Annotated in this window: 21 protein-coding genes and 1 pseudogene; 10 read left to right on the top strand and 12 right to left on the bottom strand. The window is 59.9% G+C overall.

Annotation, left to right across the window (positions count from 1 at the left end):
• Window positions 1-4 precede the first annotated feature (4 nt).
• Window positions 5-1009: a patatin-like phospholipase family protein gene (locus ACQKP2_RS06535; protein ID WP_427575338.1), complete on the bottom strand. Its 1005-nt coding sequence runs from the start codon at window positions 1007-1009 to the stop codon at window positions 5-7.
• Window positions 1010-1357: 348 nt separating this feature from the next.
• Between ACQKP2_RS06535 and ACQKP2_RS06530 the strand changes: the two genes are divergently transcribed.
• Window positions 1358-1963, top strand: coding sequence for a M15 family metallopeptidase (locus ACQKP2_RS06530; protein WP_427575337.1), 606 nt, complete (start codon window positions 1358-1360; stop codon window positions 1961-1963).
• Window positions 1964-2110: 147 nt separating this feature from the next.
• On the opposite strand, the gene ACQKP2_RS06525 is transcribed toward ACQKP2_RS06530, so the two are convergent.
• A complete protein-coding gene (locus ACQKP2_RS06525; RefSeq protein ID WP_427575336.1) occupies window positions 2111-3472 on the bottom strand; it encodes an MATE family efflux transporter in 1362 nt (453 codons plus the stop codon).
• A gap of 440 nt (window positions 3473-3912) precedes the next feature.
• Here ACQKP2_RS06525 and ACQKP2_RS06520 point away from each other — a divergent pair, with 440 nt between their 5' ends.
• Window positions 3913-4185, top strand: a complete 273-nt coding sequence (locus tag ACQKP2_RS06520) for a hypothetical protein (RefSeq protein WP_427575335.1) — start codon at window positions 3913-3915, stop codon at window positions 4183-4185.
• A gap of 426 nt (window positions 4186-4611) precedes the next feature.
• Here the strand turns inward: ACQKP2_RS06520 and ACQKP2_RS06515 are convergent, their stop codons facing one another.
• On the bottom strand, window positions 4612-5136 hold the full coding sequence (locus ACQKP2_RS06515; protein WP_427575333.1) for a hypothetical protein: 525 nt from the start codon (window positions 5134-5136) through the stop codon (window positions 4612-4614).
• Between the two features lie 205 nt (window positions 5137-5341).
• On the opposite strand from ACQKP2_RS06515, the gene ACQKP2_RS06510 reads away from it, so the two are divergent.
• Together ACQKP2_RS06510 and ACQKP2_RS06505 are read left to right on the top strand one after the other, a co-directional pair.
• Entirely contained in the window at window positions 5342-6790 is a 1449-nt protein-coding gene (locus tag ACQKP2_RS06510) for a DUF1254 domain-containing protein (RefSeq protein ID WP_427575332.1), read from the top strand.
• Window positions 6791-6917: 127 nt separating this feature from the next.
• Window positions 6918-7739: a transporter gene (locus tag ACQKP2_RS06505; RefSeq protein WP_427575331.1), complete on the top strand. Its 822-nt coding sequence runs from the start codon at window positions 6918-6920 to the stop codon at window positions 7737-7739.
• A 2-nt stretch (window positions 7740-7741) separates the two neighbouring features.
• Here ACQKP2_RS06505 and ACQKP2_RS06500 read toward each other — a convergent pair whose 3' ends face one another.
• Window positions 7742-8440, bottom strand: coding sequence for a cytochrome b (locus tag ACQKP2_RS06500; RefSeq protein WP_427575330.1), 699 nt, complete (start codon window positions 8438-8440; stop codon window positions 7742-7744).
• A gap of 400 nt (window positions 8441-8840) precedes the next feature.
• On the opposite strand from ACQKP2_RS06500, the gene ACQKP2_RS06495 reads away from it, so the two are divergent.
• Entirely contained in the window at window positions 8841-10139 is a 1299-nt protein-coding gene (locus ACQKP2_RS06495) for a flavohemoglobin expression-modulating QEGLA motif protein (RefSeq protein ID WP_427575328.1), read from the top strand.
• Between the two features lie 36 nt (window positions 10140-10175).
• Here ACQKP2_RS06495 and ACQKP2_RS06490 read toward each other — a convergent pair whose 3' ends face one another.
• Together ACQKP2_RS06490 and ACQKP2_RS06485 are read right to left on the bottom strand one after the other, a co-directional pair.
• Window positions 10176-10502 (bottom strand): AzlD domain-containing protein, encoded by a 327-nt coding sequence (locus tag ACQKP2_RS06490; RefSeq protein ID WP_427575327.1) that lies wholly within the window; start codon window positions 10500-10502, stop codon window positions 10176-10178.
• Window positions 10499-11239: an AzlC family ABC transporter permease gene (locus ACQKP2_RS06485; protein WP_427575325.1), complete on the bottom strand. Its 741-nt coding sequence runs from the start codon at window positions 11237-11239 to the stop codon at window positions 10499-10501. The genes ACQKP2_RS06490 and ACQKP2_RS06485 overlap by 4 nt, the downstream gene beginning before the upstream one ends.
• Window positions 11240-11371: 132 nt before the next feature.
• Here ACQKP2_RS06485 and ACQKP2_RS06480 point away from each other — a divergent pair, with 132 nt between their 5' ends.
• Window positions 11372-12325, top strand: coding sequence for a LysR family transcriptional regulator (locus ACQKP2_RS06480; RefSeq protein WP_427575324.1), 954 nt, complete (start codon window positions 11372-11374; stop codon window positions 12323-12325).
• 13 nt (window positions 12326-12338) lie between these two features.
• On the opposite strand, the gene ACQKP2_RS06475 is transcribed toward ACQKP2_RS06480, so the two are convergent.
• The 3 genes from ACQKP2_RS06475 to ACQKP2_RS06465 form a co-directional block, all read right to left on the bottom strand.
• On the bottom strand, window positions 12339-13034 hold the full coding sequence (locus tag ACQKP2_RS06475) for a tRNA (adenine(22)-N(1))-methyltransferase (protein WP_427575322.1): 696 nt from the start codon (window positions 13032-13034) through the stop codon (window positions 12339-12341).
• A gap of 199 nt (window positions 13035-13233) precedes the next feature.
• On the bottom strand, window positions 13234-13647 hold the full coding sequence (locus tag ACQKP2_RS06470; protein ID WP_427575320.1) for a cupin domain-containing protein: 414 nt from the start codon (window positions 13645-13647) through the stop codon (window positions 13234-13236).
• 38 nt (window positions 13648-13685) lie between these two features.
• Window positions 13686-14435, bottom strand: coding sequence for an SDR family oxidoreductase (locus ACQKP2_RS06465; protein WP_427575319.1), 750 nt, complete (start codon window positions 14433-14435; stop codon window positions 13686-13688).
• Window positions 14436-14693: 258 nt separating this feature from the next.
• Here ACQKP2_RS06465 and ACQKP2_RS06460 point away from each other — a divergent pair, with 258 nt between their 5' ends.
• Window positions 14694-16277 carry a winged helix-turn-helix domain-containing tetratricopeptide repeat protein gene (locus tag ACQKP2_RS06460; protein WP_427575318.1) on the top strand — a complete coding sequence of 528 codons (1584 nt, stop codon included), beginning with the start codon at window positions 14694-14696 and terminating at the stop codon, window positions 16275-16277.
• A gap of 71 nt (window positions 16278-16348) precedes the next feature.
• Here ACQKP2_RS06460 and ACQKP2_RS06455 read toward each other — a convergent pair whose 3' ends face one another.
• Window positions 16349-17221, bottom strand: coding sequence for a DNA/RNA non-specific endonuclease (locus ACQKP2_RS06455; protein WP_427575316.1), 873 nt, complete (start codon window positions 17219-17221; stop codon window positions 16349-16351).
• 343 nt (window positions 17222-17564) lie between these two features.
• Here ACQKP2_RS06455 and ACQKP2_RS06450 point away from each other — a divergent pair, with 343 nt between their 5' ends.
• Complete coding sequence (locus ACQKP2_RS06450) at window positions 17565-18902, top strand: MFS transporter (RefSeq protein WP_427575314.1); 1338 nt, start codon at window positions 17565-17567, stop codon at window positions 18900-18902.
• A gap of 5 nt (window positions 18903-18907) precedes the next feature.
• On the opposite strand, the gene ACQKP2_RS06445 is transcribed toward ACQKP2_RS06450, so the two are convergent.
• Both ACQKP2_RS06445 and ACQKP2_RS06440 read right to left on the bottom strand, forming a co-directional pair.
• Window positions 18908-19363, bottom strand: a complete 456-nt coding sequence (locus tag ACQKP2_RS06445; RefSeq protein ID WP_427575312.1) for a GNAT family N-acetyltransferase — start codon at window positions 19361-19363, stop codon at window positions 18908-18910.
• A gap of 227 nt (window positions 19364-19590) precedes the next feature.
• Window positions 19591-21057, bottom strand: a complete 1467-nt coding sequence (locus tag ACQKP2_RS06440; RefSeq protein WP_427575310.1) for a DUF1254 domain-containing protein — start codon at window positions 21055-21057, stop codon at window positions 19591-19593.
• A gap of 420 nt (window positions 21058-21477) precedes the next feature.
• Here ACQKP2_RS06440 and ACQKP2_RS06435 point away from each other — a divergent pair.
• Together ACQKP2_RS06435 and ACQKP2_RS06430 are read left to right on the top strand one after the other, a co-directional pair.
• A pseudogene (locus tag ACQKP2_RS06435) lies at window positions 21478-21759 on the top strand (hypothetical protein); the annotation flags it as partial.
• 320 nt (window positions 21760-22079) lie between these two features.
• Window positions 22080-22520 (top strand): hypothetical protein, encoded by a 441-nt coding sequence (locus ACQKP2_RS06430; RefSeq protein WP_427575308.1) that lies wholly within the window; start codon window positions 22080-22082, stop codon window positions 22518-22520.
• Window positions 22521-22726 lie beyond the last annotated feature (206 nt).

Below are 22726 nucleotides of genomic sequence, written 5' to 3'. Positions count from 1 at the left end.
GGCGTTAAAGAAGTTCGGGGGCGTACGCCGTGAGTCGGGCCTTGACCAGAGCGGCACCATGACGAGTCAATACGGCCATCTCTTCGGAAGACAATCGACGCAGGTTTGTGTCAATCGCCGACGCAAATGCCGCGTCACCCTGCCGTTCCTCACCTTCACGACTGTCGATCGAAAACCACATCGGTCTGGGCCCCTTTCCTGCCAGATGTCGATACTGCAACCGGTCGAATTCCAGGCCACGTATCTGCTCCATCATGATGTCCAGTCCGGCCTTGAGCACGAGCGCGCCAGATTCAGTCGGCTGGCTATCGTTTGCGAACGGCTTTCCGCCGTCGCTGACAATGACGTAGTCCAGCGCATTCCTGTCGCGCAGTAGCGGATTGACTCCCATATTGTCGTAGACGCCACCGTCCGTCAGCGTCACATACTCGACACTGGCAGGGCCGTACACGCCGGGATCGAGCCTCAAAGGAGGGAAAACGGGAGGAAATGCCGATGAAGCTGCAACGGCCTGACTCAAGGGGAACTCAGGCGCCGGAATCACCCCCAACTCATGCTCCCCCATCTCGCAGATTTTCCCGCCGCCAGCAACGAAGAAAAACAGGTTGCCGGTCGCAAGGTTGGTGGCATTCAAATAGATACGAGGGCCATTGCTCAGCGCCGACAGCGTTTTTTTCTGGAACAGATCCTTATCGTAAGCGTCGGCCAGCTTCTCCAGTCGGGACTCGAACGGATCGAGAGAGCCCGCGATGAATGACGACACGGCAATCGAACGTGTACGCAGGTAAGTATCGAGCATCTCAAGCTTATTGGCATTGCCCCAGTTCAGCGCAACCGTGGCCCCTGCGATACTGCCGCCACTCACACAGCTGAACAGGTCGATTTTTTCGAGAAGTCCGTTGCGTTTCAGTTCTTGCATCACCCCTAAATGGAAGGCGGCAGATCTGTACCCGCCCCCCGACATGGCCAGACCGATACGTTTGGTTTCGCCGTCTATAACCACTGACATGATGAACTCCTGATCCAGATTCACAGCCCCTGGCAAGCAACCTTTACAATTCGATGGAAACCGTACAACTTTCCAACTAAGACTGAAAACTCTAAAACCAATGCTAGCTGAGCTTTGGGCACCAACTATAAATATAAAAGCGATTAATAAAGCGCGCCTTATTGCAAATAAATCAAGCACCTCCCCACTCGCCGACTAACTTGACATCAACAGCCAATCGATTAGAAAGAGCCTCTGTAAATCCAGAGTTACAACGCAGTAACAGCCACTTAACAAATACCCATCCTTTTCGAACCCCACGACAAATAACAGTACTTCTCTGGATACTTCACAATTACCGGAGCAAAAATGGACATCGAAAAAACCATACGTGCCGTTCAAGAGGCACTAGGTGTTGAAGTTGACGGTAAGGCCGGGCCGCAAACCTGGTCGGCAATCGCCACGCGAATTGTTCCTGATCAGGTTCCCACACTGGAAAGCGCTACTTCGCCGGATCTCGACACCCGAAGCAAAACCAACATTGATACCTTGTTACCGGAAGTTCGCCCGTATGCCATTGCCCTGATTCAAAAAGCTGCACTCAACGGCATAAAGATCAAAATCATCAGTGGCCTCAGAACTTATGCCGAACAAGACGCACTTTATGCAAAGGGCCGTCCCGACAATCCGCCTAAAGTCACTAACGCCAAAGGTGGACAATCGAACCACAACTTCGGGATTGCCTTCGATGTTGGAGTTTTTGAAGGCAATGCCTATTTAACCGATTCACCCAAATACAAAGCTGTCGGTGCTCTGGGGATGGACCTGGGTCTGGACTGGGGCGGTAACTGGAAAACCTTTAAAGATGAACCCCATTTTCAGCTACGCCCTACCTGGGCCAATGGAATGCCTGAAAAAGAGATGTTGGCCGAGCTGAGACAGCGCAAGGAGGATGGCAAGGATGTTTTTGTCTAAGGCCGATAAAAGGTTGGACAATCGCGTCCCTGTAGGAGCGAGCAAGCTCGCGATGGCGGTCAACGATAACGCGGGGCGTCAGACAGCCCGTGTCGTCCTTGCGTTCATCGCGAGCCTGCTCGCTCCTACAGGTATCGAGGTCGGCCCCTACACCAACCGCTCAATCTTCTGGTGCTGCCACACCCGTGTGTAGTACAGCGTCTGCAACGCCAGCATGCACAGGTAAGCGACCGGAAACGCCATCCACACCCCTTGCAAACCGAACCGCGCATCCAGCAGATACGCCGCCGGCAATTGCACACCCACCACGCAGACAATCGAAATCCCCACCGGCACCATCACCGTACCGCTGGCACGCATGATGCCGCCGATGATCGCCTGGAAACCGAACACCAGCAGGCTCCAGAGCATGATGTGCAGCAGATGTTCGGCCATATCGCGTGTCGCCTCCTCGGTGAGAAACGAGCCCAGCAGCCACGGCGACAGCAGATACCCCAGCACCACCAGGCCACCGGTCAGGCACACGTTGATCAACAACCCCGTGCGCAGGATCGCCCCCATGCGCTCGATACGCCCGGCCCCGATGGCCTGGGCGCCGAGAATCGATGCAGTGATCGCAATCGACAGTGCCGGGAACTGCACGTAATTGACGATCTGCGTCACCGCGCCATAGGCCGCCGTGGCCTGGGAGCCGTGCTGGTTCACCAGCGCCAGGATCACCAGTTCCGACAACGACAACACCACCATCTGCACACCGGTGGGCAAACCAATGCGCAACACCTTGCCAAGAATCGCCGTGTCCAGCTTCATGGCCGCCAAAAACTCGCGGTCCGGCGCCAACGGATGTCCCTGGCGAATCAACCGCCAGGCCAGCCAGCCCATCGCCGCCAGGTTCCCCGCCAACCCGGCGAACGCCGCGCTCTGAATGCCCATCATCGGCAACCCGAACCAGCCACGAATCAATGCCGGCGTCAGTGCCAGGCCGATGCAGGTCGAGACCAGCAACGCCAGCAACGGCGACATCGTATCGCTGACCCCGCGCAGCAACTGCGTGAACAACACAAACACCAGCAGCGACGGCATGAACCACAGCATCACATGGGCATAGGCCACCGCTTCGTCCAGCACATCCCCCGGCGTGCCCAGGCCCACCAGCGAAGGCCGGGCAAACGCACTGCCGACCACCGCCGCCAGCAGGCCGATCAACAGCCCCAGAAACAATGTCGCCCCGGCAATCGCCTTCACCAGATGCAACTCCCGCGCGCCCCAGGCCTGCCCGATCAACACACCGGCCCCCGCCCCCAGGCCGATGACCAGGGCAATGAAGAAAAACACGATGGGAAACATGCCCGACACGGCCGCCAGGGCCTGGGTGCCGAGCATCTGGCCGATGTAGATGCTGTTGACCGTGCCGGACATCGATTGCAGGAAGTTCGACAGCACCATCGGGGCCAGGAACAGCAGGTAGGTTTGCCAGAGTGGGCGTTGGGGTTTGGCGGGGGTTTGCATGGGGTGGAGGTCCATCTCGACGGCGGGAGGGGTTAATAAGGATAGCTTCGATGGCATATGCCAAGGGGCGAAGAACATCTCAGGTCTGTGTTTGGAATGCCAGTTAAGACGTATGAAAGATCCGAGGTTTCATCGTTACAGATCTGACACAAAGCTCGGAAGCCATCACCTTGCCCACTGTTGCGTGGAAGCTTATAGTCCGCCCCGTCGCCCTAAATGGCGACCGGGTTTGGCGACCCGTGATATCGGGTGCAAAAGCTCTGTGCTTTCTTGCAGGCTTTTGCACGCTCGCAAAGTTGTCTTTATGGCAGCTGTGCGCGGGAGATCTTCGGGTCTGCCGGTTTTCCGATCCCGGTTCGCCAACCTGCGTACAGCTGTCACCCAATCGTTTGGCGACGATTGAGGGACATTTAACCTTTGCCTTGATCGGAGTTTTACCTATGGATAGATACATGCCCCTCACCGGAATCGACCTGATCCCGGCCTCCCTGCTCATCGACACCCAGGCCCCGCTCGACGTCCTGCAAGCCATGGCCGACTACCGCATCCGCACCGTCACGCAAGTGCTGGAAAACATCGCCTTTCGCGCCGAAATCGGTTGCGACACCGTGGTGCTGTCGGACTTTTCCAAACTGCTGGCCATACCTTTGCGCGATGGCTGCGACTTGATGGATGTCATCGGCCGTCGCCTGCGGGCGCAGGCGACGCCATAACGTTCAATCGACAGCGGGTGCACCCTTGTTTTGTGGACGCCCCGTATTCGTAGGAGCCAGGCTTGCCGGCGAAGAACGATAACACCATGAACCTGATACACCGCGCTGCCTGGTTCGCGGGCAAGCCTCGCTCCTACAGGCGAAGGCGATTTCAATGGCGACGCATGGCGCAAGGTCGCCTTCGTCGTAGGAGCCAGGCTTGCCGGCGAAAGCATTTTCAACGGCGACGCATGACGTCAGGCCGCCTTCGCGGGCAAGCCTCGCTCCTACAGGCGAAGGCGTTTTCAATGGCGACGCATGGCGCAAGGCCGCCTTCGTCGTAGGAGCCAGGCTTGCCGGCGAAGGCATTTTTAATGGCGACGCATGGCGCAAGGTCGCCTTCGCGGGCAAGTCGGATCGCCGCACCGCTCGCTCCTACAACACCCGCTATTTTGTGGGCGCCTTCATGTCCGGCGGCAGCGGGCCGATGAATATCTTCCTCAGCCGCTCATGCCCGATAACCCGAGCCAGTTCCGCAATCACGCAATACATGAAAATCAACGTAATCAGCAGAATCTGAATCGCCCAAAAGCGCGGCCAGTTCAGCTCGGTCCACAACAAACTGTTCGCATCCATGAAGCTGGGCGCCTCTTTCCAGTATTCGTACAAACGCTCCAGGTAATGAACGATGAGCGCCACCAGGGCATACATGAGCGTCTTCCAGGTGACATTCCAGATCAGGGGTTTGTCGGGAAACCGGTTGATGAAGGGCAGCATGTCCGCCACCAGCACGGACTTGCCGAGCACCATGGAGGCGATCAGTACCGAAGCCGATACCGGAAGCTCCACCCCCGAGCCCTTGATCATCAGCGCGCGAATAAGGGCGACGATGTGAAGAATGACGAAAAAGAAGATGGTGGGCGGAAGTACCTTCAAGAACTCATGTTTGATCTTGAGCATCACCGCGTTCACATTGACGTCCTCCAGATAGGAAAGCGCGTGACTTCGCGTCTTTTGACCCAACCAGCTTAGTACAGCATGGGAATCGACTCCTGCCTGTGCACGCAGACCGGGGCGGGAATCGCGTTTGTGACCAATACTGTCTGCGGACCATCGGACCGCACAGCCAGCGTGAAGCGATCGGGATGGCACAGACTCATCACGCGAGGCCATCCTCATGCGTACGATCCTTCCACTCCTGGCTGCCACCTTGTGCATCGCCACTGTGCAGGCTCAGGAGATCGAGACCGCCAAGACGCCCATCGGCGACATCCAGCTGCATTTCGGCCTGCCCGCCACCCCTGCGGAGGAGCGCCGTATCTACGACGAAATGGACTTCCAGCGCGCAACCCAGGCCTACATCTGGGCTATCCCTTTCGTCGCCATGGCGCAATGGATGGACGCCCACCTCCACCAGATCGGGGCAGCCGAACTGGAGACGGTGCTGTATCAGAACTTCAGCGACAAGAAAGGCATTCTCACCGCCAACCTGACCACGCCCTACCTGATTACCTTCGGCAACCTCTCCAAGGGGCCGATCGTGCTCGAAATGCCGGTGGGCAACACTGCGGGCATGGTCATGGACTTCTGGCAACGACCGATGACCGACATCGGCCAGGCAGGCCCCGACAAAGGGCAAGGCGCAAAATACCTGCTGGTAGGCCCCGGACGGACCGCGCCAAAAGCACCCGGCTATCGCGTCGTGCAGGTGCGGACCAACAACTTCTTCGCCGGCATCCGCGTCCTTGATCCGGGCGAGGATAAAATCGCCGCGGCACGCAAGGGTTTCCGCCTCTACCCTTTTGCGCAACGCGCCAATCCTCCCGCGCAGCAGAGCCGTGGTGTCGACGGCAAGACCTGGTCGCAGGTGCAACCGCGCGGCCTGGCCTATTGGGAACGGTTCAACGAATACATGCAGCAGGAGCCAGTGGACGAGCGCGACCGGATGATGACGGCCATGCTCGCCCCGCTGGGATTGGAAAAGGGCAAGCCGTTCCAGCCCGGGGAACGCGAGAAGAAGTTGCTGATCGATGGCGCCTTGATGGGCGAGTTGATGTCGATGAACATTTCCTACGCCAAGCGCTTCCCCGACTCCTATTACCGACAGGATGCCAAGTGGGCCTACGTGATCATGTTTGACCCCGGCCAGGAGACGCTTAACTACTCGCAGCTCGACGAGCGCACCGACTATTTTTACGAAGCGGTCACCGCCGCCTCCGGCATGGTCAGCAAGACACCCGGCGTGGGCTCGGCCTATCTGGGCGCCTACAAGGACAAAAATGACCAATGGTTCGACGGCAGCAAAACCTACCGCTTGCATGTCCCGCCAAATCCACCGGCGAAGAACTTCTGGTCGCTCACTGTTTACGACACCTACGACCGCGTACAGCTGGATAACCCGACACAGATCGCCGATATCTCCTCGCGCAAGGAAGGCTTGAAGAAGAACGCTGACGGCTCGGTAGACCTGTATGTGGGCCCGAAGGCACCAAGCGGCTGGGAGAAGAACTGGATCGAAACCATCCCGCAAAAGGCCTGGTTTGCCTACTTCCGCTTCTACGGTCCCACCGAAGGCTACTTCCAGCGCACCTACGCGCTGCCTGACTTCGAGGAGGTCAGTCAGTGAAGCCCATTGCACATCGGTCACAGTTGCCTACGCTTGCCAAGGGCTGCGCGGGCAATGGCATTCACGACCATCTTCACACCTGCCATCCACCGAATAGCGCGTTCGCCCCTCTCAAAGGTGACCCTACATGACTCCAGGTAAACGAAACTTCGGTGCCGGTGCGACATTGCTCGCCACGCTGTGTTGCCTGCCGGTGGCCCGGGCCGAAGATTCGGCGGAGCTGGCCAAAAAAGCCCTCAACCCGGTTGCCGCCATGTACAGCCTGCCGGTGCAGTACAACTGGGATCAGAAGATGGGCCCCAGTGGCGACGGCATGCGCAGCCTGACCAACATTCAGCCCGTATTGCCGTTCACCCTCAATGACGACTGGAACCTGATCTCCCGCACTATCCTGCCGGTCATCGACCAGCATGGCCTGGCGCCCAATGGCGCGGCGGACAAATCCGGTGTCGGCGATATCACCCAGAGTTTTTTCTTCTCACCGAAAAACCCCACCGAAAGCGGCTGGATTCTCGGGGTCGGGCCGGCGCTTCTGATTCCCACCGGCAGCGACGAGTTGCTGGGCAGCGAGCAATGGGGCCTGGGCCCGACCGCCGTTGCCTTGAAGCAATCGAACGGCTGGACCCGCGGCATCCTGGCCAACCATATCTGGGGCCTGGAAGGCAGCCCGCCGGATGACAAGGACAAGGTCAACCAGACGTTCCTGCAGCCGTTCTTCTCCTACACCACCAGCACCCTCACCACTTGGGGGGTGAACACCGAGTCGACCTACAATTGGCAAACCCGTGAGTGGTCGGTGCCGATCAACCTGACGGTTACTCAATTGCTCAAGCTCGGCGGCCAGCCGCTGACCGTGCAGGCCGGGCCGCGCTATTGGGCCGAAAGCCCCGATGACGGCCCGCAGGGATGGGGCTTTCGGTTCGCCGTCACGCTGTTGTTTCCACGCTGACCTCAGCGGCGTACCCGTTGTGCGCCCTGCTCGTGCCGTGGCGTACGCCGACGCTCGACAAAACCCGCCGCCAGCGTGGGTACGGGCTGTGCCGAATTGGCAACCGACGGCGCCGCAACCCACACCGAACCATGATGGCTAGCGGCCTGACGACGGCCCCCTTCACGGGCATGCAGCGGTGGATTCCAGGCCGAAGCCCGAAAGCTCATGTTCTTCAAGATCCGATTGCCACTGAGTTCATGCTTGACCACCGCCGCCAGATGCAGCAACACCAGCCCCCCCAGCATGGCGGTACTGTCCTGGTGCGCCGCATGAAATCCGCGCAACAAATGCGCATCGGTGATCAGTGGCGGCAGGCTCAACAACCCGAACACCACAATCGGACGCGTCATCATCAGCACGCCCGTCAGCAACACGATCGCCGTGATCAGGTAAATCAGGTTATGGACAAAGGTAGCCAGCAACTCACCCGGCCCGGCGGGGTACTTGCGCAGATGGTTGACGCGCAAAACGGCACGCAACAGGAAGAAGGGAATGAACAGCGTCGTCAGCGAAATATTCAAGGCCGTCAGGAATGTTTTCATATCGGGAGAGACTTTGAACAACGCGACGTAAGTACCCGCGCACAACGACCAAAGAATAATGAACGCCGATAACCAATGCAGTGCGACCTGTGTCTTTGAATATTTACTCTGCTTCATGACGGTTTCCTCAAGCTCGAAAAGAGAGAGACTACTTTTGATGCCGTCCTTCGATTGATGCCCGTCCGCTGGAACACGGATAACGCCCCGATTCCCCAGCCGTTGTGGGTGGGTTTTCCCCACTTCGCAATTACTTTGCCAACTTGTCGCGCACGCCCCGTCGATGCCCTGGAGCCCGCGCAGTTACAGGTTTTGAATGGACGATACGCATTGACCGCAGCAGGATCGCGGTTGGGGATGGCCCCAGTTTCGGGATGGATTTGCGCCGAAATTGAGGGCTGAAAAAACGCTTCGGGAACCATCGACCGCCCTTCGTCAAACGGTCACGGCATTTACAACGCGATACATCGGCAGCGACTAGGCTTTTGTGATCGAACCTCGCTCACCGAAGGTGATTGCCATGGGCACCTGCACCCTGTCCGAACTCGATGCCGCCCTGCCCGGCCTGGCACGCAAGATCCGTGTACTGGAAGCCCTGTCCTGGCCCGATGGCGTCGAAGAGGACTTCCTGGCGCACTGGCGCAACGGCCGCGCACGCCTGCCGGACGTCGAGCTGCGCCCGCGCGAGCACAGTCACGAGATCGCAGCGCTGGAGACCTTCATTACCCGTTGCGATCAAGCTGATCCGGCCGGTCATTTCCTGGCCATGACCGCACACAGCTACGCCACTGCCGCCCGCATGCTCGGCGCGATGGGCACGCCGGCCTTCACTCAATACTCATCGGCCCTGTACCGGCGCCCGGACTTTCATTACCCACGACTGAAACTGAGCATGCTGGACGCGGCCGACTTCTTCCTCAAGACCACCGATGCTCTTCTGGGTGGTACGAAAATACCGCCGAGCCCGACGGATATTCCGGCCAGGGACTTCGCCGCCTGGTTGCAGCCGCAGCTGGACGAGTTCTTCGGCGAGGGGCGAATCAAGGTCCTGCTCGACCCCACCCTGGCTTCCAAGGCCATCGCCGGGTCAAGCCGCATCCGCTTGCGCGCCAGCGCCATGTTCTCGGACCTGGACAAGAATCAGCTGTTGCAACACGAGGCTTTCGTGCATGTCGCCACCGCGCAGAATGGCGCGCAGCAACCCAATCTGAAAAGCCTGGGCCTGGGGGCGCCGCGCACGACACAGACTCAGGAGGGCATTGCCACCCTGGCCGAGCTGTTCACCGGCAGCATGGACATCAACCGCTTGCGTCGCCTGGCGCTGAGGGTGCTTGGAATTGAACAGGCCTTGCAGGGCGCAGATTTCATTCAGGTCTTCGAAGGCTTTGTCGAGGCCGGTCAGTCCGAGGAAGAGTCGTTCCGCTCGACCCAACGCATTTTCCGCGGCGCCGACCTGCGTGGCGGATCGGCGTTTACCAAGGATGCGGCCTATCTGACCGGTCTGCTGGGCGTCCACACGCTGTTGCGCATCGCCATCCGCGATAACCGGCCGGATCTGGTCAGCCATTTGTTTGCCGGGCGCCTCACGCTGGGGGATACCATTCGCCTGGCGCCTTTGTTCGAGTCCGGCTGGCTCAAGGCACCGGTCCATGTCCCGGCCTGGGCCAGCGATTTGCGTCGCCTGGCCGCCAACCTGGCCTTCTCTGCCTTTATCGCCCGGATCAACCTCGATGCACTCGATCTGGAGGTATTCATGGCCTTCGAGAAAGATCACGAAATCGATGCCAGCGCCCCGGTGATCCTGGATTCGGGGAGCTGATTTCCGGTTCTCGATCAGTCCGAAAAAAGCACCTGCTCACAGGCCTGAAAATTTCAATGCCCACAGCGTTGCCATACCCAACGCCAAGGTCAGCACCGTGCTGCGCGTTTTCCAGGCCACCCCGGCAGCGACAAGGGCTGCCGGTATCTGCGGATTGCTCAACAGGAGTTCACCCTGCCCGTTGGGATACACCACGGCGGGAAGCACCAGTGCCGCCAACACGCTCGCCGGTACGTAGGCCAGGGCACGACTGAGCAGCGGCGGTACGCGCCAGCGACCATGAAGCTCGACAAACGACAGACGCATGACAAACGTCCCCACGCTGACCGCCAGGAAGATCCCCCACAGGGACAGATCACTCATTGCAATTCCCTCTCGACGTCAGGACTCAGCGCAGTGCTCGCCGGACTTTTGCGCAGACTCTCGATCATCACGCCGGCGATCACCCCGCCCATGGAGGCCGTTACCAGCCCCAGGTTGTAGGGCAACTTGATGGCCAGCACGGCAAGCAGGCCGCCGACCGCTGCAGCCGCCAGCGTGGCCGCGCTACGCAGGTTGGGAATCAGCAGGGCCAGGAACGACAGCGGTATGGCAAAACCCAGGTTCCACGTATCGGGAATACTGGCGCCCAGGTAAACACCCGCCAACACGGACAACTGCCAGGCCAGCCACATGGAAAAGGCGGTGCCGGCATAAAAGTAGTGGGCGAATCGACCCAGCTCGCCCGACGAAAACTTGAGCACGCACAGCGCATAGGACTGATCGGACAGCATGTAGGACAAAGGCCACGTCCAGCGCCGCGGCAACTGATGCAGGTACGGCGCCAGCGAAGCGCTGTACATGATGAAGCGCAGGTTGATGATCAACGCCGTGAGCACAATCGCCGCAGGCAGCACGCCGTTGTGTAGCAGTTGCAGCGCCACCATCTGCGCCGAACCCGAGTAGAACAGCAGTGTCATGCCCAGGGTCGTGCCGGGCGACAGGCCCATGCCGATCGCCATCACGCCGGTCACCAGCCCGAAGGGAATGACGCCGGGGGTCAATGGCAGGAGCGTTCGAACACCGTGCATGAAGGCGTCCATCCCGGTTCGATAGGGCATTTCATTTCCTTTTTTGGTCGGCACTGGCGGACTTGGGTTAGCGCCCGGCGCAGCAGGGTGAGGTAGAGTGTAGGTGCCGGGGTTATGTGGGCTGAATCGACTTTTTTTTCGGCAATACAGGTAGTTTTTGTTATGGCAAGAAGCACCCAGCCCGATCAGGCGCTGATGAAAATGCCGTCGTTCAAGGCCATGAGGTCGTTCGTGGCAGCGGCCAAATATCGCAATTTCACGCGGGCGGCCGACGCCCTGTGCGTCACCCAGGCGGCGATCAGTCGCCAGATTCGCGACCTGGAGGTTTATCTGGGGACCGAGCTGTTTACCCGCAAAGGACGAGAGGTCGAATTGACCGCGTCGGGAACCGCCCTCTTCGATGCGGCGCAGCTGTCGATGCTCAATATCTTTCAGGCCACCGAACGGATTCGCCGAGAAACGAGCGACAAGCGCTCGCTCACGCTGTGCTGTTCACCGGCCTTGTCGGCGCTGTTTCTGTCCCCCAGGTTGAAAGACTTCTTCAGCGCCAACCCGGACGTCGACCTGAATGTCATCACCACCCAACAATTTCTGGCGATGGAGCCCGGCATAACGCCGGACGTCATCATCACCAAAACCATCGACCTGCGCCCCGGCTACAGCCGTATACCGCTGTTTCATGAAGTTGTTTATCCCATCTGCACCCCTCGCTACCTGGACACACACCCGCAATTGCGATCGCTGGAAAGCCTGCGCAACAGTGTGCTGCTGGACCTCAATCCCTATGGTCGCTCACAACTGTCGGAACAGGTCGACTGGAGCGTGTGGTTCGCGTTCCAGTCCCCCGACCTGCAAGTACTGCCGCCGCAAAGCCCGCATTACTTCAGCAGCAATGACTACGGCCTGCTCGTGCAAATGGCACTGGACGATCAGGGGCTCGCCCTGGGTTGGGATCATCTGGTCAGGCACCTCGTGCAGCAGGGACGCCTGGTTCGGCCCGTGGCCGAGGAAATGGTGCTCGGCGAAGCCGTTCACTACCTGATGATCAACGAGAAAAAGGACGACGATCCGGCGTGTGTTCGATTGAGGGACTGGCTGGTCGGTCAGTTTCAATAAGGGCGCAACGGGTTCACGCCAGCAACTCGGTGATCCATCGGGTTTGCCGAGCGAGGTCTTGCACCTTCTCCTCGGGCACGGGCTGTTGCGCCCGGGTGAAGTGGATCAGGGTCTTCTGCTTGCGGCGCAGTGCGCGCTGCCACTTGCCAAGGAACGCCGGGCTGCGCGCCTGCATCAACAGTGGGCCGAAGTACAGCTCTTCGGCGCTGTATGTCACGGGACCGGCGCGTTCGGCGACGATGATTTCGTAGTCGAAGCGGTTTTCGTGCAGCACTTCCTCGCAGAGGATGCGGTAGCCATTTTCCATCAGCCATTGACGCAGTGGCTGCTCGCCGCCGTTGGGTTGCAGGATCAGTCGTTCCTGGCCGCTCAGGCGCGCCTTGCCGCTGTCGAGGATGTCGCGGATCGTCTCGCCACCCATGCCGCAGAGGCTGATCGCGGTGATCCCGTCTTCCGGCTCGATTGCCATCAGACCATTGGCCAGGCGTACGGTGATGCGCTGTTCCAGATCGTTCTCGCGCACGGTGCGTTCAGCGGCGTGGAACGGCGTCAACGCCACCTCGCCGGCCACCGCCGTCGTGATGAGGCCGCGACGCATCAACGCCACCGGCAGGTAGCCGTGGTCCGAGCCGATATCGGCCAGGCGCGCGCCCGCCGGTACATGCGCCGCCACGCGTTCCAGGCGCATGGACAATGTCTGTTCGTTCAACTGCCACCCCTTTTCACCACCAACGTCCGCCATCGTCGGCCGGATCGGGGCGCGATTGTGTCGGGCATCGCCGTGCATTTCAAATTTATGCGACAGGGGTCATGGCGAACCTTGCTGGACGTCCCGGGCGATCACGCCAGCCATGGGGCGGCAGGAACCTGCCGCCGGGCTGTCAAACCTTCATGAATGGGTGAGCGCTTCACTTCTTTATCGGCGTAACGAGGGTCGTTTCATCCGTGTCGAGGACGAACACCGCCAGCAGGCGTGCAGGTTCGGTGGTGCTGGCGTTGGCGCTCACCTCGTGCACGGAACCGGGCTCCTCGACAAAGTTTTCTCCGGCTTTATAGATCTTTTCCGACTGGCCCTTGACCTTGATCCGGAACGAGCCCTCCAGGACCGTTGCATAGATGAAGGCTGTCTTCGGATGGGTGTGCGATGGCGACGCGGCGCCAGGCCCATACTCCACCACTACGCCTTTCATGCTCTTGCCAGGAATATTGGGAATGGGACGGTCGAACACGACCGTCACCTTGCCCGGAGGTGGTTCAGCGGCCGACGCAGCGCTGATCGAAAGTGCTGCGAAAGCAGCGGCCAACAGCATTCGAGTCACCATGGGATTGCTCCTTGGAATGCAGGGTTTGAGGGGGACCATTACCGAGTCGACGACGCCAGCCAGTCTTCGAAGTGGATCGCGCCCAGGCGGGCGCCCTTTGCGGCGGTCAGCGATCGATCATCCAGCACGGCACCCCAGTAGCGCGCGTTCACGTCCGGCACGACCTTGCGGTTGTCCTGGGTGGCCCGCAGGAAGCGCCTGGCCATTTCGTCGATGGGCAAGGCTTCGGGCCCTGCGACCTCGACCGTGCCATTGACCGGTGCTGCCAGTACGACATCGGCGAGCGCCGCCACCACGTCGTCGGACGCAACCGGTTGGATCAGCGCAGGCGAAGCGTGAATCTCCTCGCCAACGGCGAACGACTGGACAATGCCACCGACAAACTCCAGGAACTGCGTGGCACGCAAAATCGTATAAGGCATGCCGGACGCCTTGATCAGGCTTTCCTGCGCGACCTTGGCCCGGAAATAACCGCAATCGGGTAGCCGTTCACTGCCGACAATCGACAGGGCCACGTGATGACGAACCCCGGCAGCCGCTTCCGCAGCCAGCAGGTTACGGCTGGAGGTTTCAAAAAAATCGAGCACGGCCTGGTCCTCCCACGACGGGGCATTCGCCACGTCGACCACGACATCGGCGCCGTCCATCGCCTGGGCCAGACCTTCGCGGGTGATGCTGTTCACGCCCGTGCTGGGACTGGCGGCAAGCGCGTCATGGCCGCGTGCACGAAGGGTGTTCACCAGTTTCGATCCGATGAGGCCGGAGCCTCCAATCACTACGATTTTCATGGCTATTCTCCACTTGTCGACTGCAACCATTGCGTCGGTGTAGAAAGTTTGCCTGCGTGCATGGGTCAAGTCCTTGCGCCGGGCTTGGGTTTGCCTTGGCGAACGCTTGGTTTTTTGTCCAGAACGGCGGCTGTTCGTCCAGACGCCCGCGACGCGGACGGTGCGACAGGTTTTGAGCTGCCGTATCATCAACATCTGCAACGATCGCCAGCCGCCCGGGACACGGTGTCGAGGGCGCTTGGCCGGGAGATACTTGCCTTGCAATTCGCCTTTGACGACTTCGTGCTGGATCAGGATCGCCGGGAGCTGACCTTGCGCGGGCAGGTCGTGGCCGTCAGCCCGCAGGTCTTCGATCTGTTGCTGCTGTTCGTCAGCAACCCCGATCGGGTCGTCAGCAAGGACGACCTGCTCCAGGCGGTGTGGAGCGGCCGGGTCGTATCGGAATCGACCATTACCAGTCACATCAATGCAGTGCGCAAGGCCATTGGTGATACCGGCGAGGAACAGCGCCTGGTGCGCACCGTGGCCCGCAAGGGTTACCGTTTCGTCGGGCAGATCAAGGTCGATAACAGCGGGCACACGGATCATCCCGACAGCGACGAACATGCGCCCCCCAGCCAGACGCTCCCCTCCACCCTGCTGCTGCCGGACAAACCCTCCATCAGCGTCCTGCCCTTCCATAACCTGAGCGGCGACCCGGAGCAGGAATACTTCGCCGATGGTGTCGTGGAGGACATCATCACCGCCCTGTCGCGGATCCGCTGGCTGTTCGTCATCGCGCGCAATTCGAGCTTTACCTACAAGGGCCGTCGGGTGGACGCCCAGGGCGTCGGCCAGGAGCTGGGCGTTCGTTATGTGCTCGAAGGCAGCGTGCGCAAATGCGGGAATAAGGTCCGCATCACCGGTCAGCTGATCGACGCGACCAGCGGCACACATATCTGGGCGGAGCGATTCGAAGGCCTGCTCGACGACATCTTCGAGCTGCAGGATCAAATCGCCGAAAGCGTCGTCGGCGCCATCTCGCCACAACTTGAAAGGGCAGAAATCGAACGGGCCAAACGCAAGCCGACGGACAGCCTGGACGCCTACGATTACTACCTGCGTGCCATGGCCAAGCTGCACAGCGGGAGCCGGGAGGCGATCGAGGAAGCGTTGCCGATGTTCTACAAGGCCATCGAGCTCGATCCGGAATTCGCCTCGGCTTACGGCATGGCTGCCTGGTGCCATTTCTGGCGCAAGCTCAATGGCTGGATGACCGATCGACCGGCAGAAATCGCCGAGGGCATCAGGCTGGCGCGACTGGCCGTGGCGCTGGGGCGCGATGATGCGGTGGCGTTGACCCGGGGTGGACATGCTCTGAGCCATTTTGCCGGCGAAGTCGACGCCGGCATCGCGCTGCTCGACAGGGCGCGCCTGCTCAACCCCAACCTCGCCCCGGCCTGGTACCTGGGCGGTATTCTGCGTGCGCTGCACGGTGAAACAGAGGCCGCCATCGAAGACTTGAACCATGCCGTGCGCTTGAGCCCGCTGGATCCGGAAATGTTCAGGATGCAAATCGGCATGGCATTGGCGAACTTCTTTGCCGGGCGCTTCGACAGTGCCGCGCACTGGGCGGAAAAAGCGCTGGGCAATCTGCCCACACTGGTCCCCCCGGTCGCGCTGATTGCGGCCAGCCATGCACTCAGCGGTCGACTGGATGAGGCAAGGCTGGCGATGCAGCGTCTGCGGGAACTGGATCCCTCGCTACGCCTGGCCAACCTCAAGGACTGGCTGCCGATCAAGCGTGCGGAGGATCTTGCACGGTTCGCCGACGGGCTGAGGCTGGCCGGGTTACCGGAGTGACCGTGAACGCCTGCGCACGATAGAGGCCGGATGAGACTCATCCAGCCTCTATCGTGCGGTTCATCAGGTCATCACGTCCGTCCCACAGACCCCGTGACCGGCAAATCCCCCAGCAGTTTGAGCCCGGTGTTTTTCACGAAAGTGTCATAGTCCATCGGTTTTTCGATGCGGGTTTCAGCGTTGGGCAGTACGTAGGCCCAGGCGCGCTTGGACGATGCGTCGTACACCAGTTTGAACAGACGGGTCGGCACCCAGACCTTGTTGTCGCCGACGGTGCTGTGGCCGTTGTCGAAGAGCGGGCCGGTGAAGACATAGACATTGCCGCCGGCGCGCTGGGCAAACTTTCTGACGTCCGACTCGACCTTGGCCCAGACCTTGCGGTTGTTGGTGGGGTCTTGCGGCACCATGTTCGACAGGGCGAAGGATTGGGCCATTGCATTGGGGGTCGGTGCATCGGCTGCCGGGGACTGATGTCCACGATCCACGGCCGGATGCTGGCTACGGTAGTCGCTCAGCTCTGCCCGTCCACCTTTGGGAATGCGCGGGTCCGGGTAGAACTGGTTGGTGCGTTCCTCCCCCTTGGCATCCTGCAACTGGGCCGAATTCAAGCGCTCAACCACCACCAGCGGCGTCTTGCTGGTTTGCGAATACAGCACCGCGAAGTTATCGGAACACAGGGCCATGGGCTTCATGGTCGCCGGCACAGTGGCCAGGTTGATCGGATTGCGCGCCGGAAACAGATCGGCACAGCCGTCGAACGATGCCTGCTTCTGCTTGTTCGAGTACAGGTCCAGGGCCGCGCTCTGGCTGATCGAACCCGAACGGGATGCTTTTTCCTGATGCTCGACGGGCGGCTTGATGAAGTCCAGCAGACTGCGGGCTTGTGCCCCGGTGGAGAGCAAAACAAGGGCCGACAGCCCAACTGCAATTTTGCGTAGGTGCATGCTTTAAATCTTCGATTTGGATGGAGGTTTGAACGAAAGGCGGGTTCCGGTGCACGGAACCGAATGGAGCGGCGGCAGATTATATGGCGGCGAACATGCTTTCACTGTCCTTGATCAAGAGGCCGATGCGGATGACACCAGGACTGCTGTCGGTGGTGCGCGAATCATTGACCATGACTCGTCGCATTAGTGCTGAGCGGCGATCACATTCATTGGGCGCCAATCATGCCTGATTCACTCGCATGAAGTCGGTGCTGACTATGCCGATGACACTTTTGAAGTGAACCGCCCGGGTGGCAGCCCGGATAATCGAACGATTAAGGACGAAATGACGAGGTCTGGCATGACGAACGCAGCAACGGAACACGTAAGCCCCGAAACCCTGAGAAGAGTGATCGTGGCCGCCGGCATCGGCAATTTCGTCGAGTGGTTCGATTTCGCGGTCTACGGCTTCCTGGCCACGACCATCGCCCAGCAGTTTTTTCCCAGCGGCGATGCCAGCGCCGCGTTGCTCAAGACCTTTGCCGTGTTCGCCGTGGCCTTTGCATTCAGGCCGCTGGGCGGGATCTTCTTCGGCATGCTGGGCGACAGGATCGGCCGCAAGCGAACCCTGGCGATCACGATTCTGCTGATGGCCGCTGCGACCACCTTGATCGGATTGTTGCCCACTTACGCCGCCATCGGCGTCATGGCGCCGATTCTGCTGTCGCTGATCCGTTGCGCCCAGGGCTTTTCCGCCGGAGGTGAGTACGCAGGTGCCTGTGCCTACCTGATGGAGCATGCACCGAACAATAAACGCGCCTGGTACGGCAGCTTCATTCCGGTGTCGACCTTTTCCGCCTTCGCCGCAGCCGCCGTGGTGGCTTATGCGCTGGAAACATCTTTATCGGGCGAAGCGATGGGGAGCTGGGGCTGGCGCCTGCCGTTCCTGATTGCCGCGCCGTTGGGCCTGGTGGGGCTTTACCTGCGCTGGAAGCTGGATGAGACGCCGGCATTCCAGGCCGTGACCCAGGAACATGCCGTGGCCCACTCCCCGCTCAAGGAAACCTTGCGCAACCATGGTGCCGCCATCTGCTGCCTGGGCGCTTTTGTGTCACTGACGGCGCTGTCGTTTTACATGTTCACCACTTACTTCGCGACCTACCTGCAGGTCGCCGGTGGCCTGAGTCGCGCAACGGCCTTGCTGGTTTCACTGATTGCATTGATTTTCGCGGCGGCGATCTGCCCGCTGGCCGGCTGGTATTCAGACCGGGTCGGGCGCCGAATGACGGTGATGACGGCATGCGTCCTGTTGATTGTGGCGGTGTATCCGTCGTTCCTGATGGCCAGTTCCGGCTCGTTCACAGCGTCCGTGGCCGGTGTCATGCTCCTGGCGATTGGCGCGGTGTTGTGCGGCGTGGTCACGGCGGCCCTGCTCTCGGAAACCTTCCCTACCCGCACTCGCTACACGGCCTCGGCTATCACCTACAACATCGCCTACACCCTCTTCGGCGGCACCGCGCCGCTGGTGGCCACCTGGCTGATCGACAGCACCGGCAGCAACCTGTCGCCGGCGCTCTATCTGATCGCGATTGCATTGCTGGCGCTGGCAGGTGGTCTGGCCTTGCCGGAAACCTCGAGGATTTCCCTGCATGACGTTGCGACGCAGGAAAAAGGCCTGGGTCTGGGCGCCGAAGCCTGAAGGGCCTATCGGGCAACGAGCGCCTTGCGCATGAACACCCGGGCGAAGCCATTCTCCGTGGCCCGGTGGGTTTCCCGATAACCGAGCTTGTGATAGATCCCGATGTTCTCGACCATCAACTCGTGGGTGTAAAGCCGTATGGCTTCACACCCCAGGTCGAGCGCGTGCTGTTCGCAGAGCGCCATCAACCTTTTCCCGATGCCACGGCCCTTGAAACGAGGCAACACCGCGACGTTGACCAGCAGCAATTCCATGTCCTCGCGGCTCATGACCAGAACACCGGCAATTTCCGCCCCGTCTGTCAGCACGAAGGTATCGGTATCGTTCACGACCTGCCGATAGTCTTCCAGCATCGGCGCGGGTTGCCTGCCGATTCTTGCGATATAGGGTGTGTAGGCCTGGGTAACGAGTGCGGCGATGTTGTCGGCGTCTTCCCGTCGGGCTCGACGAATGGTTTGCAAGACAGGGCTCCCGGACAAAACGAGGGGTATCTGCCAAGCATGCGGCGGGTAGTGTCAGTCTATCAATACCCGCCGGTGCACCCTGAACCTCAAACAACGGCATCTATGGCAAGAAAGCACGGTCGCAGCGAGTTACCGACAAAACCAACCTCCTCTACTGAGTGAATACCATCCACCGTTTCTCAAACGAGATTGCACGAAACAGCGAGTCGCCCGGCGCATTGGCATCATTTGATTTTCTTGATGACCGGAGGCTTCCAACTGCCATCGAGGATAGCTTGTTCACCCCAGTAGGCGCGGATGTACAGGGAGATGTTCTCTTTCGGCGAAGGCAGCCAGTTGGCTTCCTTGTCCTTGCCCGGAGAAGTTGGCCCGACGTAGAGCGTCAGCGAGCCATCGGCATTACGGACCAGATCCTTGTTCTTGGTACCCAGCGAATAACGCTTGAGCGGGTTGTCGCTGAACAGGTGTTTCTTGTTGTACAGCGTCAGCGACCAGAACCCTTGCACTGGCGGTTCCTGCCCCTTGGCGAAGGTGACTTCGTAACGATGGCTGCCATCGAGCTGGGCGCCGGCGCCATCGAAGTCGGTATAAAAATACTGGGTCTCGTTGGGACGATTGTCGAACATGTTCGACTTGGAAGTACCGGTGCGGTTGAAGTAATCCACGCCCCACTGGGCGTTGTTGGCCGAACGGTTCCAGCCGTTACCCGCCGGACGCCCGTTATGCTTCCACTCGAAGAATGGCTTGATCACGTCCTCCTCTGTTTGCCTGGCCACCTCCACGATGGCCTTTTTGATCACGGGGTCTTTGGCTGCCACATCCATCAGCAGGCGGAACTGCCCGTACATCGCTTCTTCACCTGGTAGCGGCGGGACCATCTTCAGGATCTGCGGGAGTTCATCGAAGTACTTTTCGGGGACCACCCACCGGGTTTCGCCGGCCTTGGCAGAGGTGGCGTTCGGATTGGGAATGATCGGCGCTTTTTTCCACTCGACGGTCTTCATCTTGCCGTCGAATTCGGTGAGCGGGTAGAAGACGATCTGGTTGAGTTTCTCCTGGATGGCCACGCGGTCTTCGGCAGTGCTGTCCATGAATACACGCGGAATGGCGTTGGCCAATGCGGTGGGACTGCGCAGGACCGCTTCGATTCCCTCTGGCTTCTCGCCCTGCCAGTTGGGGCCCACCAGCAGGTAGAAACCCGGCTTGGTCCCGTACGGCTTGCCCACCTCGCCAAACTGGTCGGTGCGTTGGTCATACAGGGCATAGACCCAGAAGCGATCGCCGAAATCCGGTACCTGGGCGACGACGGGTTGCTCGTCCAGCGAGAAGAAGCCCAGGCCGTAGGTCACATCCTGGTTCGGACAAGTGACGAACGTCTCGGTAGGTTCAATGTAGTCATGCAACATCGCCACCTGCCCGAAGGGGGCAACCGGCAGAACGCCATCAAGCAACCCGGGCTTGGGTGCCTTGGTGATGGTCTGGCTGCGGTTGAGCATGTTCACCATTGGCCAGCCCCAGACATAAGCCATCCGGGCGATGGTCTTGGCGTATTCGGGGTGCATGATGATGTCGTTGGTGGGCTGCGTCAGCTGCGACGCACTGGCTGGAGCCTGTTCCACCGAATAGGCTGCCGGCACACTGCCGGTCAGCACAATCATTGCCGCTGACAGCACTTTGAATGCATGAATCATCGTCGACTTCCTCGCATTACCGGGTGTCACTGGGGGCTGGAATCGAATGTGCGTGATTGAAATGCCTGTGACGTCCTGCTTTGCGCATCCGCCCTTGATCAACGCCAATGAGTCTAGATCTGAGGTGTTGCAGCGCAAGCAAGAACACAGAAATGAATCAGGGACGGCTGTGACAATCGCGCCAACGTTCGCTTTCCCCGTGTAGGAGCGAGCAAGCTCGCGATGGTCGTCAACGATAACGCTGGCGGCCTGACACCCCGCGGTGTCCTGTCGTCCATCGCGAGCTTGCTCGCTCCTACAGAAGAAAAGCGCACCATTGACCACGTCGATAGTCACCATTGACTCAATGAAGTTCTCTTAAAAAACGCACGGCGTAACATCTGCTCCATACCAACCGATAACACCCTGGAGCACACGATCATGAAACGCCAAACCCTCCTCAGCATCGCTTTCTCGGTCTTCGCAATTAACGCTTTTGCCGCGACCTCTGCTCAACCTGTAGTCGCCGAAGGCGGCTCGGATCGTCTGATCGAAAGCCGTGTGGCTGAAGGGGGTTCGGATCGTCTGATCCAGAACCGTGTCGCTGAAGGTGGCTCCGACCGCCTGATCGAAAACCGCGTCGCTGCCGATGGCTCGGATCGTCTGCAAGGCAACACCGTTGCCGCCGATGGCTCCGACCGTCTGCAAGGCAACACCGTTGCCTGAATGCTTCACTGAAACCGCAGTACCCGCAAAAAGCCCGGCCTGATCAGCCGGGCTTTTTCGTGTCCTGTGGCAATTGCGTCAACGTTCGCTTTCCCCCTGTAGGAGCGAGCACGCTCGCGATGGTCGTCAACGATAACGCTGGCGGCCTGATGCCCCGCGGTGTCCTGTCGTCCATCGCGAGCGTGCTCGCCCCTACAGAAGAAAAGCGCTCCATTGACTGCGTCGATAGTCACCATTGATTCAATGAAGTTCTCTTAAAAAATCCGCGGCGTAACATCTGCTCCATACCAACCGATAACACCCTGGAGCACACGATCATGAAACGCCAAACCCTCCTCAGCATCGCTTTCTCGATTTTCGCGGTGAACGCTTTTGCCGCGACCTCTGCTCAACCTGTAGTCGCCGAAGGTGGCTCGGATCGTCTGATCGAAAGCCGTGTGACTGAAGGGGGTTCGGATCGTCTGATCCAGAACCGTGTCGCTGAAGGTGGCTCTGACCGCCTGATCGAAAACCGCGTCGCTGCCGATGGTTCGGACCGCTTGCAAGGCAACACCGTCGCCGCCGATGGCTCCGACCGCCTGCAAGGCAACACCGTCGCCGCCGATGGCTCTGACCGTCTGCAAGGCAACACCGTCGCCGCTGATGGCTCGGACCGCCTGCAAGGCAACACCGTTGCCGCTGATGGCTCCGACCGCCTGCAAGGCAACACCGTCGCCGCCGATGGCTCCGACCGCCTGCAAGGCAACACCGTCGCCTGAATACATCGCTACAGCGCAACGTCCATGAAAAAGCCCGGCCTGATCAGCCGGGCTTTTTCGTGTCCTGTGATAATCGCGTCAACGTTCGCTTTCCCCCTGTAGGAGCGAGCATGAACTGGCCTAATGATTTTGGACACTTCAATCGGGCGCTATGATGGCGCCCAAATCTGAGGTGTTTGGCTATGCGTAAATCTTATTCCAGCGAG

This window comes from Pseudomonas sp. NPDC089569, assembly GCF_050280625.1.
Classification (GTDB): Bacteria; Pseudomonadota; Gammaproteobacteria; order Pseudomonadales; family Pseudomonadaceae; genus Aquipseudomonas.
This window is presented reverse-complemented; position numbering and strand designations above follow the sequence as displayed.